This window comes from Pseudomonas sp. SC11 (genome assembly GCF_047039205.1).
Taxonomy (GTDB): Bacteria; Pseudomonadota; Gammaproteobacteria; order Pseudomonadales; family Pseudomonadaceae; genus Aquipseudomonas; species Aquipseudomonas boreofloridensis.
Genome location: NZ_CP178183.1, coordinates 2456328 through 2470581, shown reverse-complemented (window position 1 = coordinate 2470581; position 14254 = coordinate 2456328). Strand labels below are relative to the sequence as shown.

10 protein-coding genes are annotated in these 14254 nt (G+C 65.6%); 8 read left to right on the top strand and 2 right to left on the bottom strand.

Annotation, left to right across the window (positions count from 1 at the left end):
• Positions 1-57: 57 nt before the first annotated feature.
• The 8 genes from ACK2SD_RS11115 to ACK2SD_RS11080 all read left to right on the top strand — a co-directional run bounded on the left by ACK2SD_RS11115 (position 58) and on the right by ACK2SD_RS11080 (position 11032).
• Positions 58-1350: an aminotransferase class V-fold PLP-dependent enzyme gene (locus ACK2SD_RS11115; protein WP_039578207.1), complete on the top strand. Its 1293-nt coding sequence runs from the start codon at positions 58-60 to the stop codon at positions 1348-1350.
• Between the two features lie 49 nt (positions 1351-1399).
• Positions 1400-2287 (top strand): formylglycine-generating enzyme family protein, encoded by an 888-nt coding sequence (locus tag ACK2SD_RS11110; protein WP_412462136.1) that lies wholly within the window; start codon positions 1400-1402, stop codon positions 2285-2287.
• 89 nt (positions 2288-2376) lie between these two features.
• On the top strand, positions 2377-2694 hold the full coding sequence (locus ACK2SD_RS11105; protein ID WP_295483933.1) for a DUF2388 domain-containing protein: 318 nt from the start codon (positions 2377-2379) through the stop codon (positions 2692-2694).
• A gap of 211 nt (positions 2695-2905) precedes the next feature.
• Complete coding sequence (gene mexE, locus ACK2SD_RS11100) at positions 2906-4147, top strand: multidrug efflux RND transporter periplasmic adaptor subunit MexE (RefSeq protein ID WP_039578214.1); 1242 nt, start codon at positions 2906-2908, stop codon at positions 4145-4147.
• Positions 4148-4159: 12 nt separating this feature from the next.
• Positions 4160-7339, top strand: coding sequence for an efflux RND transporter permease subunit (locus ACK2SD_RS11095; RefSeq protein WP_412462135.1), 3180 nt, complete (start codon positions 4160-4162; stop codon positions 7337-7339).
• Positions 7336-8751, top strand: a complete 1416-nt coding sequence (locus tag ACK2SD_RS11090) for an efflux transporter outer membrane subunit (RefSeq protein ID WP_412462134.1) — start codon at positions 7336-7338, stop codon at positions 8749-8751. Before ACK2SD_RS11095 ends, ACK2SD_RS11090 begins: the two co-directional genes overlap by 4 nt.
• Before the next feature lie 230 nt (positions 8752-8981).
• Positions 8982-9626, top strand: a complete 645-nt coding sequence (locus ACK2SD_RS11085) for a helix-turn-helix transcriptional regulator (RefSeq protein WP_412462133.1) — start codon at positions 8982-8984, stop codon at positions 9624-9626.
• A 71-nt stretch (positions 9627-9697) separates the two neighbouring features.
• On the top strand, positions 9698-11032 hold the full coding sequence (locus ACK2SD_RS11080; RefSeq protein WP_412462132.1) for a hypothetical protein: 1335 nt from the start codon (positions 9698-9700) through the stop codon (positions 11030-11032).
• A gap of 23 nt (positions 11033-11055) precedes the next feature.
• On the opposite strand, the gene ACK2SD_RS11075 is transcribed toward ACK2SD_RS11080, so the two are convergent.
• Together ACK2SD_RS11075 and macA are read right to left on the bottom strand one after the other, a co-directional pair.
• Positions 11056-13056 (bottom strand): MacB family efflux pump subunit, encoded by a 2001-nt coding sequence (locus tag ACK2SD_RS11075; protein WP_412462301.1) that lies wholly within the window; start codon positions 13054-13056, stop codon positions 11056-11058.
• An 8-nt stretch (positions 13057-13064) separates the two neighbouring features.
• Positions 13065-14222 (bottom strand): macrolide transporter subunit MacA, encoded by a 1158-nt coding sequence (gene macA, locus ACK2SD_RS11070; RefSeq protein WP_412462131.1) that lies wholly within the window; start codon positions 14220-14222, stop codon positions 13065-13067.
• Positions 14223-14254: the final 32 nt, after the last annotated feature.

The window sequence follows — 14254 nt, the reverse complement described above, 5'->3', positions numbered from 1 at the left end:
GACACGACCCCTTTGCATTCCCCACCCGCGCACGGCGCCTTCGGGCCACGCCCTGCCATGAACGACCGCCGAACCTTTCTCAAGCAAGCCGGCCTGTTGGCCGCAGCCCTACCCCTCGGCAGCGCCCTGCAGCACAGCGCCCAGGCCGCCACCGCGCCGCCGCACATCCAACCCCAGACCCAGGACAAGTGGCAGCGCCTGCGCCAGTTGTTCGACCAGGACCCCGACTACCTGCACTTCTCCAACTTCCTGATCACCTCCCACCCGCGTCCGGTGACCGAGGCCATCGCCCGCTACCGCGCCCACCTGGACCGCAATCCAGGGCTGGCCATGGACTGGGATCGCGAAGAGGTGTGGCAGCACGAAGCGCGGGTACGCCAAGCCGCCGGTCGCTACCTCAATGCCCGTCCCGGCCAGATCGCCCTGACCGGCAGCACCACCGAAGGCCTGACCCTGATCTTCGGCGGCCTGCAGGTGCGCCCGGACCAGGAAATCCTCATCACCCCGCATGAGCACTACGCCACCAAGCATGTGCTGGCCTACCGCAGCCAGCGCGAAGGCACCCAGGTGCGGCGTATTCCGCTGTTCGACCAGCCCGCCAACGTGTCCGCCGATGAAATCCTCGGCAACATCGCTGCCGGCATTCGCGACAACACCCGCGTGCTGGGCATGACCTGGGTGCAGTCCGGCAGTGGCGTCAAGCTCCCGATCGGCGAGATCGGCCAACTGGTCGCCGAGCGCAACCGCAATCGCGACGACAAGGACCGCATCCTCTACGTGGTCGACGGTGTGCATGGCTTCGGCGTGGAAGACCTCGACTTTCCCTCCATGCATTGCGACTACTTCATCGCCGGCACCCACAAATGGCTGTTCGGCCCACGCGGCACCGGCATCATCTGCGCCGCCTCGGAAACGCTCGACCACCTGACGCCGATCATCCCCACCTTCTCCCAGGACAGCGACTTCGCCACCAGCATGACCCCGGGTGGCTACCACGCCTTCGAGCATCGCTGGGCCGTGGACGAAGCGTTCAACCTGCACCTGCAACTGGGCAAGGCGGACGTGCAAACGCGCATTCACCAGCTCAACAGCGACCTCAAGCAGCGCCTGCTGGCCTTGCCCGGCATCGAACTGGTCACGCCGCAGCGCCCGGCCCTGTCGTCGGGTTTCAGCTTCTTCCGGGTCAAGGGCCAGGACAGCGACCAGGTGGCGGCCTACCTGATGGCCAACCGGGTGGTCGCCGATGCCGTGGACCGTGACGTCGGCCCGGTGGTACGGACTGCGCCGGGACTGCTCAACGACGAGCGCGAACTGGACCGCTTCATGGCCATCCTCGAAAAACGCCTGTAGGCCCGCCTGTGGCGTGCCCCGTTTCCCCCTTCAGACAGCGAGACCCGCGATGACTCCACAGCCTCCCCGCCCCCTGTCCGCCCTGCCATTGGCCCTGGGCCTGGTACTGATGACCGGCCTGTCCGCCAGCGCCCTGGCCGCCAGCCCCACTCAGCCAGGCAAGGTGTTCAAGGACTGCAAGGATTGCCCGGAAATGGTGGTGTTGCCGGCAGGCACCTTCACCATGGGCACCCCCGATGACGAACTCGGGCGCCAGCCCGACGAAGGCCCGCTGCACGAGGTGACGTTCAAGAAAGCCTTCGCCGTCAGCCGCTTCCAGGTCCAGAACGGCGAATGGAAAGCCTACCTGCGCAGCAGCGGTTACCAGGTGCCCAACGGCGACACCCGCCCCGGTCGCGAATGCATTGCCGGCAAGCCGCGCTACCCCCAGGGCGACAAGCAGCCAGCGGTGTGCCTGAACTTCCACGAGGCCGAAGCCTACGCCGCGTGGTTGTCGAAGAAGACCGGCCACGTCTACAAGGTGCAGAGCGAAGCCCAGCGCGAGTATGCCGTTCGCGGCGGCAGCAGCGGCCCGTTCCCCTTCCCCTTCGATGAAGGCGAGGAGTACAGCATCGCCAAGCACGCCAACACCTACGGTCCCAAGGACGGTTTCTCCTACACATCGCCCGCCGGTAGCTACCCACCCAATCCCTACGGCGTGTACGACGGTCACGGCAACGTCTACGAGTGGACCCGCGACTGCTACGTCGACAGCTACGCCACGGCGCCCACCGACGGCAGCCCGCAGACCCAAAGCAGCGAATGCGCCGACCGTCGGGTGATTCGCGGCAACGACTACACCGAGGCGCCGATCTTCTCGCGCTCCGGCAACCGCAACGAACGCAGTTCGACCCTGCGCGGCGATTGGCTTGGTTTCCGTGTGGTGCGCGAGCGCTGAGCTCACCTGCAAAAAAATCGAACTGTGCCGGCAACGCGCCGCTCATACGTGCATGCAGTACATCCCGTGAAGCTTCTGGAGGATTGATCATGCGTTACGCGCTGCTTGTCCCGGCACTGGTGCTGTGCATTCCCGCAGGTTCGGCGCTGGCCCGCGTCGATGGTCGCGACGTCGCGACCTCGGCGGGTGTCTCGGCGTCGCTGTATTCCACCTTCAAGGACGACAAACGGATCATCCCTGCCCGCGACGAACTGTCATCGTTCGTGGCCAGCGGTGGTGCGATCCGTGGGGTCTATGTCGACGCCGCGCTGCAGCGGGCGCGGCAAAGTCATCCCGGCCTGCAGGTCAGCGACGAAGAGCTGGCCCAGGCGCTGCTGTCGCAGGATGACCTGCTGGCAGAACAGTAACCCGCCTGTCCAGGAGCGGGCTTACCCGCTCCTGCACGGCAGCGTCAGACCGCAGATGCACTCGACCTGCCGCCCCATTCGCCACTCTGCTATCGATCCATTCAGCCAATCTATCAATCAGCTTGATAGTGACCTTCGAGTCATTCGATTCGTTACCGCCGCCTGACGCTCGCAGAATCCGCCCACTATTCCTACATTGGCGGAGTTCTCCATGGAACCTTCATTCAAGGCCCTGCGCCTTCCCCTCGCTGCCCTGGCAGTGGCGGTGATCAGCGCCTGCGGCAAGACCCCTGACGCCACGCAAGCACCCGCCGCGCCCACCGTCAGCGTGGCCAAGGTGATCGAGCAGCCGATCAACGAATGGGACGAATTCACCGGCCGCCTGGAAGCGCCGGAAACCGTCGAGGTGCGCCCGCGCGTTTCCGGACAGATCGACCGCGTAGCCTTCACCGAAGGCGCCCAGGTCAACAAGGGCGACCTGCTGTTCCAGATCGACCCGCGCCCCTTCCAGGCCGAAGTCCGCCGCCTCGAAGCACAACTGCAACAAGCCAAGGCCAGTGCCACCCGCAGCGCCAACGAAGCCCGTCGCGGCGAGCGCCTGCGCGACAGCAACGCCATCTCCGCCGAACTGGCCGAGTCGCGCAGCAGCGCCGCCGCCGAAGCGCGTGCCGGGGTCGAAGCCATTCAGGCGCAGTTGGACCTGGCCCGCCTGAACCTGAGTTTCACCCGCGTCACCTCGCCGATCAGTGGCCGCGTCAGCCGCGCCGAGTTCACCGCCGGCAACATCGTCACCGCTGACGTCACGCCGCTGACCAGCGTGGTCTCCACCGACAAGGTCTACGCCTATTTCGACGCCGACGAACGCGTCTACCTCAAGTACACCCAGCTCGCACGCCAGGGCCAGCGCGGCCAGAGCACCCCGGTGTACCTGGGCCTGACCAACGAAGCCGGCAACCCGCACCTGGGCCAGATGAACTTCGTCGACAACCAGGTCAACCCACGCACCGGCACCATCCGTGGCCGCGCCGTGTTCGACAACCGCGACGGCCAGTTCACCCCCGGCCTGTACGCCCGCTTGAAGCTGGTCGGCAGCGCCCAGTACGACGCCATGCTGATCAACGACGAAGCCGTCGGCACCGACCTGGGCAAGAAATTCGTGCTGGTCATGGACCAAGACAACAAGGCCACCTACCGCGCCGTGGAACTGGGGCCCAAGCTCGAAGGCCTGCGCATCGTGCGCAGCGGCCTGAACAAGGACGAGCGCATCGTCGTCAAGGGCCTGCAGCGCGTGCGTCCCGGCTCGCCGGTCACGCCCCAGGAAACGCCGATGGCCAGTGACGACACCCTGGCCACCCTCGCCCGTCAGCGTGAGGCGCTGCAAGCCAGTAACCCCGCACCGGCCGTGGCCGGCTCGACCGTGAAAGTCGCCAGTGCCCCAGCACCGCGCGGTTAAGGGACGACACCCATGAACTTCTCGAAATTCTTCATCACCCGGCCGATCTTCGCCGCCGTGCTGTCGCTGGTCCTGCTGATCGCCGGTGCGATCTCGCTGTTCCAACTGCCGATCAGCGAATACCCCGAAGTGGTGCCACCCACGGTGGTGGTGCGCGCCAACTTCCCCGGCGCCAACCCCAAGGTCATCGGCGAAACCGTCGCCGCGCCGCTTGAACAGGCGATCACCGGGGTCGAGAACATGCTGTACATGTCCTCGCAATCCACCGCCGACGGCAAGCTCACGCTGACCATCACCTTCGCCCTGGGCACCGACCTGGACAACGCCCAGGTGCAGGTACAGAACCGCGTGACCCGCACCCAGCCCAAGCTGCCGGAGGAAGTCACACGCATCGGCATCACCGTCGACAAGGCCTCGCCCGACCTGACCATGGTCGTGCACCTGACCTCGCCGGACCAGCGCTACGACATGCTCTACCTGTCCAACTACGCCATCCTCAACATCAAGGACGAGTTGGCGCGCCTGGGCGGCGTGGGCGACGTGCAACTGTTCGGCATGGGCGATTACTCGCTGCGCGTGTGGCTCGACCCGAACAAGACCGCCTCGCGCAACCTCACCGCCAGCGACGTGGTCGCGGCGATCCGCGAGCAGAACCGCCAGGTCGCCGCCGGCCAGCTCGGCGCGCCGCCCGCGCCCGGCTCCACCAGCTTCCAACTGTCGATCAACACCCAGGGCCGCCTGGTCAGCGAGGAGGAGTTCGAGAACATCATCATCCGCGCCGGTGCCGACGGCGAGATCACCCGCCTGAAAGACATCGCTCGGGTCGAGCTGGGCTCCAGCCAATACGCCCTGCGCTCGCTGCTGAACAACCAGCCGGCGGTGGCCATCCCGATCTTCCAACGCCCTGGCTCCAATGCCATCGAGATCTCCGACGAAGTGCGGGCCAAGATGGCCGAGCTGAAGAAGGACTTCCCCGAGGGCATGGACTACAGCATCGTCTACGACCCCACCGTGTTCGTCCGGGGCTCCATCGAAGCGGTGGTGCACACCCTGTTCGAAGCCCTGGTGCTGGTGGTGCTGGTGGTGATCCTGTTCCTGCAGACCTGGCGCGCCTCGATCATCCCGCTGATGGCGGTGCCGGTATCGCTGATCGGCACCTTTGCAGTGATGCACCTGTTCGGCTTTTCGCTCAACGCCCTGTCGCTGTTCGGCCTGGTGCTGGCCATCGGCATCGTGGTGGACGACGCCATCGTCGTGGTGGAAAACGTCGAGCGCAACATCGCCCTGGGCCTCAAGCCCCTGGAGGCCACGCAGAAAGCCATGAGCGAGGTCACCGGGCCGATCATCGCCACCGCCTTGGTGCTGTGCGCGGTATTCGTACCGGCCGCGTTCATCTCCGGCCTCACCGGTCAGTTCTACAAGCAGTTCGCCCTGACCATTGCTATCTCCACGGTGATCTCGGCGTTCAACTCGCTGACCCTGTCGCCGGCCCTGGCGGCCGTGCTGCTCAAAGAGCACCACGCACCGAAGGAGCGTTTCTCGCGGGTGCTCGACCGGCTGCTGGGCAGTTGGCTGTTCGCCCCCTTCAACCGGTTCTTCGACCGCGCCAGCCATCGCTACGTGGGCGGCGTGCGCCGGGTCATCCGCTCCAGCGGCATTGCCCTGTTCGTCTACGCCGGCCTGATCGGCCTGACCTACCTGGGCTTCTCCTCGACGCCGACCGGCTTCGTCCCGGCGCAGGACAAGCAGTACCTGGTGGCCTTCGCGCAACTGCCCGACGCCGCCAGCCTCGACCGCACCGAGGCGGTGATCAAGCGCATGAGCGAGATCGCCCTCAAGCAACCCGGCGTGGCCGACTCGGTGGCCTTCCCGGGCCTGTCGATCAACGGTTTCACCAACAGCCCCAACAGCGGCATCGTGTTCACCCCGCTCAAGCCGTTCGACGAGCGTCGCGACCCCAGCCAATCGGCCGGCGCCATCGCTGCGGCGCTGAACGCGCAGTTCGCCGACATCCAGGACGCCTACATCGCAATCTTCCCACCGCCGCCGGTTCAGGGCCTGGGCACCATCGGCGGCTTCCGCCTGCAGATCGAGGACCGCGGCAACCTGGGCTATGAGGCGCTGTACAAGGAAACCCAGAACATCATCGCCAAAAGCCGCGAGGTGCCTGAACTGGCCGGGCTGTTCACCAGCTACCAGGTCAACGTGCCGCAGGTCGATGCCGCCATCGACCGGGAAAAGGCCAAGACCCACGGGGTGGCGATCAACGACATCTTCGACACCCTGCAGGTCTACCTGGGCTCGTTGTACACCAACGACTTCAACCGCTTCGGTCGCACCTATCAGGTCAACGTCCAGGCCGAACAGCAGTTCCGCCTCGACGCCGAGCAGATCGGCCAGTTGAAAGTACGCAACAACCTGGGCGAGATGATTCCGCTGGCCACCTTCCTCAAGGTCAGCGACACCTCCGGGCCTGATCGGGTCATGCACTACAACGGCTTCATCACCGCCGAGATCAACGGCGCGGCAGCCCCCGGCTACAGCTCGGGTCAGGCCGAAGCGGCGATCGAGACGCTGCTCAAGCAGGAATTGCCCAATGGCATGACCTACGAATGGACTGACCTGACCTACCAGCAGATCCTGGCCGGCAACACCGCGTTGTTCGTCTTCCCACTGTGCGTGCTGCTGGCGTTCCTGGTACTGGCGGCGCAGTACGAAAGCTGGAGCCTGCCGCTGGCGGTGATCCTGATCGTGCCGATGACCCTGCTGTCGGCCATCACCGGGGTGATCATCTCCGGCGGTGACAACAACATCTTCACCCAGATCGGCTTGATCGTGCTGGTGGGCCTGGCGTGCAAGAACGCCATCCTCATCGTCGAGTTCGCCAAGGACAAACAGGCCGAGGGCCTCGACCCACTGGCCGCGGTCCTGGAAGCCTGCCGCCTGCGTCTGCGGCCGATCCTGATGACCTCCATCGCCTTCATCATGGGCGTGGTGCCGCTGGTGTTCTCCTCCGGTGCCGGCGCCGAGATGCGCCATGCCATGGGCGTGGCAGTGTTCTCGGGAATGATCGGGGTGACCGTGTTCGGCCTGTTCCTGACGCCGGTGTTCTTCAACCTGATCCGCCGCCGGGTCGCCCGCCGTCAGGCTGGCACCGCCGAGCCTGCGCACACCCTGGAGAATCCTGCATGAGCCTGCTCAAACCCCTGACCCCGAGCCTGCTGGCGCTGGCCCTGGCGGCCTGTGCGGTGGGCCCGGACTACCACGCGCCGGACACCGCCCCGGCGCGGCTGGACAGCGCCGCAGCGGCGCAGACCCTGGACCGCAGCCGCTTCGAAAGCCGTTGGTGGAAACAGTTCGACGACCCGACCCTGGACCAGTTGGTGCAGGCGTCGCTGCAGGGCAACCGCGACCTGCGCGTGGCCTTCGCCCGACTCAAAGCCGCGCGGGCGATCCGCGAGGACGCCGACAACGACGACCTGCCGGTGGTCACCAGCCGCGCCAGCAGCGAGATCGGCAAGGGCCAGGTGCCGGGTCAGACCGATCGCCGGGTCAACCAAGAGCGCTACGACCTGGGCCTGGACATGGCCTGGGAGGTCGACCTGTTCGGCCGCATCCAGCGGCGCATCGAGGCCAGCGCCGCCCGCGAAGACGCAGCCCTTGCCGATCTGCAGCAGTTGCAGGTCAGCCTGATCGCCGAGCTGGTCGACGCCTATGGTCAACTGCGTGGCGCCCAGTTGCGCGAAACCATCGCCCTGGCCAACCTGCAGACCCAGCAGGATTCGCGGCGCATCACCGTGACCCTGCGCGACACCGGCGTGGGCAACGAGCTGGACGTGGTCCGCGCCGACGCGCGGCTGGCGGCGGTGGAGGCCAGCGTGCCGCAACTGCAAGCCGAACAGGTGCGCGCCCGCAACCGCATCGCCACCCTGCTGGGTCAGCGCCCGGACGCCCTGAGCGTGGACCTCTCGCCCAAGCAACTGCCAGCCATCGCCAAGGCCCTGCCGGTGGGTGATCCGGGCGAGCTGCTGCGCCGCCGTCCGGACATTCGCCGCGCCGAGCGCCAGCTCGCCGCCGCCACGGCCGATGTGGGCGTTGCCACCGCCGACCTGTTCCCCCGGGTCAGCCTCAGCGGCTTCCTGGGGTTCACCGCCGGACGCGGTTCGCAGATCGGCGCTTCGGCAGCCAACGCCTGGGCACTGGGTCCGAGCATCAGTTGGGCGGCCTTCGACCTGGGCAGCGTGCGTGCGCGACTGCGCGGCGCCAAGGCCGATGCCGAGGGTGCCCTGGCCAGCTATGAGCAGCAGGTGCTGCTGGCCCTGGAAGAATCGTCGAACGCCTTCAGCGACTACGGCAAGCGCCAGCAGCGCCTGCTGTCGCTGATGCGCCAGAGCGAGGCCAGCGGCAAGGCGGCGGAGCTGGCCTCGATCCGCTACCGCGAAGGCACCGCCGATTACCTGGTGCTGCTCGATGCCGAACGGGAAAAACTGGCGGCCGAAGACGCCCAGGCCCAGGGCGAAGTGGAGCTGTACCGCGGCATCGTCTCGATTTACAAGGCCCTGGGGGGCGGCTGGCAGCCGGAGGCCGTCGCCAGCGTGAAGTAACGACCCCGGCAGCCCCTGCAACGACTCCTTTGGTGGATCTCCACCAGCCCTTAGCCCCGCTGGCCTCGGTCAGCGGGGCTCTTTTTATCCAGCCACTCCAGCACGGCCATTTGTTAAGGCACCCACTGAATCGTTGTACTAGGATAGCGACCAAAGCCAATCGGAATGATAGCTATGTGCTATTATCCGGCAGCAACACCAGGACGATTCACCCACCCATGGATGCCACGATGAATTCGCACCTGTTCTTCCCGCAAGTCGGCAAAGTCATTGCCAGCACCGGCAGCCGCCAGTTTCCGCGCCTGCTGCATGACCTGATCCAAACCCACCTGAGCGTCGACGCCACGCACATCCGCCAGGTACGCCCGGCCTCCAGCGCCAACGGCCACAGCACCACATTGCTCAGCGAAACCGTGTTCAGCGGCGCCGAACAGGGCGGGCTGGAACTGGTCGCTCCCGCGCGTCTGCACCTGGTGCGGCGTACCCCCGACTACCACTACGAACTGCACGTGCTGCGCGCCGACGACGCGGCGTTCTCGGCCTGCGAGCGCGACCGGCTGCTGGACATCTCGCCGTTGCTGCTGCCCATGCTGCACAAGCACCTGGAGGCCTTGCAGCCCAGCCTGGCCGAGCGCAGCAGTGCCGACACCCTTCAACGCCGTTTCCAGGAGCGCCTCGACCAGGCGGACCTGACCTTGTCCAACCGCGAGCTGCAGGTATGCCTGGGCCTGCTGACCGGACGCACCGCGCCGCAGCAGGCTGAGCACCTGCAACTCAAGGTCAATACCGTGGAGAGCTACCTGCGCCGCGCGGCGATCAAGTTGGGTATCAGTGGGCGACATGCACTGCTGCGCTGGCTGTACGGGGATACCTGACAACATTGTCAGTATCGGCTCGACCTCCTCTGCTCTTAGGCTGAAAGCCGAACCCGCACAGGAGCACGTTCATGAACGACAAACCCGGCACGCTCGACCCTGCTTATGGTCAAAACGGTATCGCCACGCCACCGGCCGATCCACCCACGCCTGATGTTCGCTCTCTGCAAGTGACTGCGCTATGCGCTGATGCCGACGGATCGCTGGTCTACTACGGGCTCAATCCCGGCGAGGACCTACCTTATCGATTCGCTCGTCTGGATCCCGATGGTCACTACCCCAGCGACGGTGGGCATGTGATCGTCCAACCTGATGAGCACTATCCTGACGGCAGCCAACACTGCCCCGCCTTGTTCAGAACGACGCTCGCAGAACGGACCGTCTATTTGGCTGCAGGCCAACCCGCCTACTTCGAAGAATCCACCGACCGGGTACTCAACTACATCAGCGTCGCGCGCTTTGATGAGCAGTTCCAGTTGGTGCCGTCCTTCGGCGAGCACGGCATGGCGTTGCCCGATCCAGGCGAGCCGTGGATACCGATACCCAGCGGTGAACAATCCAAGCGACGGTCTGCACATCCGGGAATCACCCGCTCACCCCGCCCGATCCAGAGTCATGTTATCGGTGTGTCCGACGGCGTGATCCGGGTGATCTTCCCACAAATGACGGAAGATGCTTTCGGCGACCCTGTCATTACTGCGCGCATTCTGCTGCTGGACGCTGACAGTGGAGAACAGGTTGCCGGGCTCGGTGAACATGGCGAGCAAAGCGCTCTAGATCTCACCGACGAAGACGGCAATCCTCTAAATGTTTATTTAGCCCACTTTCTTCCTGGGGGCGGGTTCATCGTCCTGGCCGAGCGAGTCGATGGCCGAATGGTACTCAAGCGGTATGAGGTCAATGGCTTGGTCCGACGTTCGTTTGCGGGCGGTGCGGTCGAGCTCGATCTGTTCTCTTACACCGATGGACTGCGTCCGGGGCTGGCAGTGGATGACAGCCGCATCGTCATCACTCGAGCGATCAGTTCCAAAGCACTGGAGCCGACCACCGTGTTCTGCTTCGACCTCGAAGGCGAGCGCGACAGCGAGTTCAATGATGGGCAACCGCTTACGCTCAAGCCGGCAGACGGTGGCCTGGTGCTGAACAGGGTCGGGATTGACACACATGCCAGGATCGTCCTGGCGGGCGATCATCTCACCCGACAGCAGGGCATGTTGTGCGTCGCACGCCTCGAGCGCTCTGGCGCCTTGGACAAGGGCTTCGCGGACGGCGGTTACTTCGAGATGGGCCGTGACCTGATCTCGGCCGGTGGTCTGTTCCTCGATCCAGATGCCATCCGTGTTGCATCGCAGTTCCCCACCTTCCAAGGCGCGTTCCTTGACCGCGCGATCAAACTACTGGCATGAGCCACCACTCGCTGGCGCGGCCTTCAATCGCGCGCCAGCGCCTCTATCGGATCCAGGCGCGCCGCGTTGCGTGCCGGCACGAAGCCGAACAGCACGCCGATCAAGGTGGAGCAGGCGAACGCCATGGCGATCGATGCCGGTGAGAAGACCATCTGCCACTGCTGGACGAACAGCGTGAACAGGTAGCCGATCCCATACGACAGGCCGATGCCCACCAGCCCGCCAAAAAGACACACCATCACCGCCTCCACCAAAAATTGCTGGCGGATATCCGACTGCCGCGCCCCCACCGCCATGCGGATGCCGATCTCACGGGTGCGCTCGGTGACGGACACCAGCATGATGTTCATCACCCCGATGCCACCGACCACCAGCGAAATCACCGCGATCAGCGACAGCAGCAAGGTCAGCGAGCGGCTGGTCTTCTGCACCGTTTGCATGATGCTGTCCAGGTTGTTGGTGAAGAAATCCTTGCTGCCATGGCGCTGCAGCATCAGCGCGTTGACCTCCTGATCCACCCGCTGGCTGGGAATGCCGTCTTTGATCCGCACGCTGATGCTGTCCAGGTGACGCTGGCCGAGCACCCGCCCGGCGGCGGTCTCGTAGGGCACCCAGACGTTCAGCGCATTACCGGCGGCGAACAGGTTCTTGGTGTCCTTGGTCACCCCGATCACCGTGCACGGCAGGTTGCCGATCAGAATCACCTGACCGAGCGGATCGACGCCTGCGCCGAACAGCCGCTGGCGCGTGTTGTGGTCGATCACCACGACCTGGGCCTGGCGCCGGGCATCGCTCTCGCTGAAGGCGATGCCGGCAGCCAGCTCGATGTTGCGCACCTGGAAATAGCGCTCGCTGACGCCGTTGAGCTGCACGTCCAGGTCGATGTTGCGGTAGCGCACCAGCAGGCTGCGGCCGATCACCGGGGTGGCGCTGTCGACGTAGTACAGCTGGTTCAGCGCCTGCACGTCGCCGAGCACCAAGGTCTCGATGCTCTTGGCTCGACTGTCTCCGAAGTTGCTCCCCGAATAGATGTCGATGGTGTTGCTGCCGATCGCCTGGATGTCCTTGAGCACGTAACCCTTGGCGCCTTCGCCGATCGCCGAGATCGATACCACCGACGTGATGCCGATGACGATGCCAAGCATGGTCAGCAAGGTGCGCATGCGGTGCGAGACCAAGGCGATCCAGGCCATGTTGAAGGCCTCGCGGAACAGCCCCAGGTTGGCCACCAGACGCCGCGTCGGACGAGGCTGGCGCTGGGGCTCGGCCGCCACCGCAGCGGGCGCCGCCTGCGCCGGGTTGCGCCGGTCGCTGACGATCTGCCCATCGCTCACTTCGATGATCCGCTGGGCGTGGGCCGCGACCTTCGGATCATGGGTCACCAGGATCACCGTGTGCCCGGCACCGTGCAGTTCCAGCAGGATCGCCATCACTTCCTTGCCGCTGGCGGTGTCTAGCGCCCCGGTCGGCTCGTCGGCGAGGATCACCTCGCCACCGTTCATCAAGGCACGACAGATGCTCACCCGCTGCTGCTGGCCGCCCGACAGTTGGCTGGGGCGATGACTCAAGTGCCCGCCCAGGCCCAAGCGCCGCAGCAGCGCTTCGGCGCGCTGGTGACGCTGCGCCGAAGGCGTGCCGGCGTATACCGCGGGAATCTCGACGTTGCGCAGCGCGTCCAGGTGCGGCAGCAGGTGGTAACGCTGGAAAATGAAGCCGAAATGGTCCCGGCGCAACGCGGCCAGGGCCTCGTCATCCATGTCACGGGTTTCCTGACCATCGACCTGGTAGGAACCGGCGCTGGCGTGGTCGAGGCACCCCAGGATGTTCATCAGCGTCGACTTGCCCGAACCGGAGGCGCCGATGATCGCCACCAGCTCGCCGGCGTGAATGTCCAGGTCGATGTGGCGCAGGGCGAGAAACTCGCGGTCTCCCGCCATGAAACGGCGGCTCACGCCCTCCAGGCGCAGCAACGGCTGCGCGGCGATCTGCACGGGTGTGCGCTGCGCACCGGGCGCGACGTTCATGTTCATGCTCACGCCCCCGCCGCATCGCCGATGGGCTCGCCGATCACCACCCGGTCGCCTTCGGCCAGGCCTTGCTTGATCTCGACCCTGACGTTGTTGTTGATCCCGGCCTGGACCTGGCGCACCTGGGCGAAACCTTTGTCATCGAGCACGCGCACGGCGAAGCGACCCTCACCCTCGCCCGACCCGAGCGCCGCCACCGGCACGGTGAGCACCGCTTCGGCGGTGGCCAGCACGATGCGCACCTGGGCGGTCATGGCAATGCGCAACCGATGGTCGGGGTTGGGCACCTCGAACAGCGCGTTGTAGAACACCGCGGTGTTCTGCTTGGGCGCGGCGCCGCCGCTGCGGTCGCTGCTTTCCAGGTAGTTCTGCGGCGCCGGTTCCGTGCCGCGCAAGGTGGCGTAGTAGCGGCGGTCCTCGCCGAGGATGGTGAAGTACACCGGCTGCCCCGGCGTGATGTGGATCACGTCGGCTTCCGAGACCTGCGCCTTGACCGTCATGGTGTCCAGGTCGGCGAGCTTGAGGATCACCGGCGCCAGTTGCTGGGCGATCACGGTCTGGCCTTGCTGGGTGACGATGCCCACCACATCGCCGTCGATCGGCGCGCTGATGCGGGTGTAGTCCAGGTTGACCTTGGCCGTGTCGATCTGCACCTGGGCGCTCTTGATCTGCGCGTCCAGCGAGTTGAGGGTGGCCTGCTGCACCTGATACTCGGACTCGGCGTTCTCGAAGTCCTGACGCGAGATCGACTCGTCGTCCTGCAGCGCCTGATAGCGCTCGTACACCCGCCGCGTCTGGTTGACCCGGGCCAGAGTCGAGCGTCGCTCGGCCTGCAGCTTTTCCTCGTCGACTTGAGCCTGGCGCAGGGTGTTGCGCAGCACCAGCGGGTCGATCTCGGCCAGCCACTGGCCCTTGCTCACCTTGTCGCCCAGCTTGACCTTCAGCGAGCGCAACTGCCCGGATACCTGGGCGCCGACATCCACCTGGCGGATGCCTTCGAGCACCCCCGTGGCCAATACCGCATTCTCGATGTCGCCGCGTTCGACCGTGGCGGTGATGTAGCGCGGCGCCTTGGCCGGCGCCTGCACCGCGTACAGGGCGATGCCGGCCACCAGGGCCAGAGCGCAGGCCAGGCCGACCTTGCGAAATCCATTCTTGTCCATAAGCACTCGTTTTCCATTGCCAATGCAGGCGT

What these genes read in the sequence shown, in the direction of transcription:
- ACK2SD_RS11110 (WP_412462136.1), top strand. Translation starts at nt 1,400, where the DNA reads ATGACTCCACAGCCTCCCCGCCCCCTGTCCGCCCTGCCATTGGCCCTG.
- macA (WP_412462131.1), bottom strand. Translation starts at nt 14,222, where the DNA reads ATGGACAAGAATGGATTTCGCAAGGTCGGCCTGGCCTGCGCTCTGGCC.
- ACK2SD_RS11105 (WP_295483933.1), top strand. Translation starts at nt 2,377, where the DNA reads ATGCGTTACGCGCTGCTTGTCCCGGCACTGGTGCTGTGCATTCCCGCA.
- ACK2SD_RS11075 (WP_412462301.1), bottom strand. Translation starts at nt 13,056, where the DNA reads ATGAACGTCGCGCCCGGTGCGCAGCGCACACCCGTGCAGATCGCCGCG.
- ACK2SD_RS11095 (WP_412462135.1), top strand. Translation starts at nt 4,160, where the DNA reads ATGAACTTCTCGAAATTCTTCATCACCCGGCCGATCTTCGCCGCCGTG.
- mexE (WP_039578214.1), top strand. Translation starts at nt 2,906, where the DNA reads ATGGAACCTTCATTCAAGGCCCTGCGCCTTCCCCTCGCTGCCCTGGCA.
- ACK2SD_RS11115 (WP_039578207.1), top strand. Translation starts at nt 58, where the DNA reads ATGAACGACCGCCGAACCTTTCTCAAGCAAGCCGGCCTGTTGGCCGCA.
- ACK2SD_RS11080 (WP_412462132.1), top strand. Translation starts at nt 9,698, where the DNA reads ATGAACGACAAACCCGGCACGCTCGACCCTGCTTATGGTCAAAACGGT.
- ACK2SD_RS11085 (WP_412462133.1), top strand. Translation starts at nt 8,982, where the DNA reads ATGAATTCGCACCTGTTCTTCCCGCAAGTCGGCAAAGTCATTGCCAGC.
- ACK2SD_RS11090 (WP_412462134.1), top strand. Translation starts at nt 7,336, where the DNA reads ATGAGCCTGCTCAAACCCCTGACCCCGAGCCTGCTGGCGCTGGCCCTG.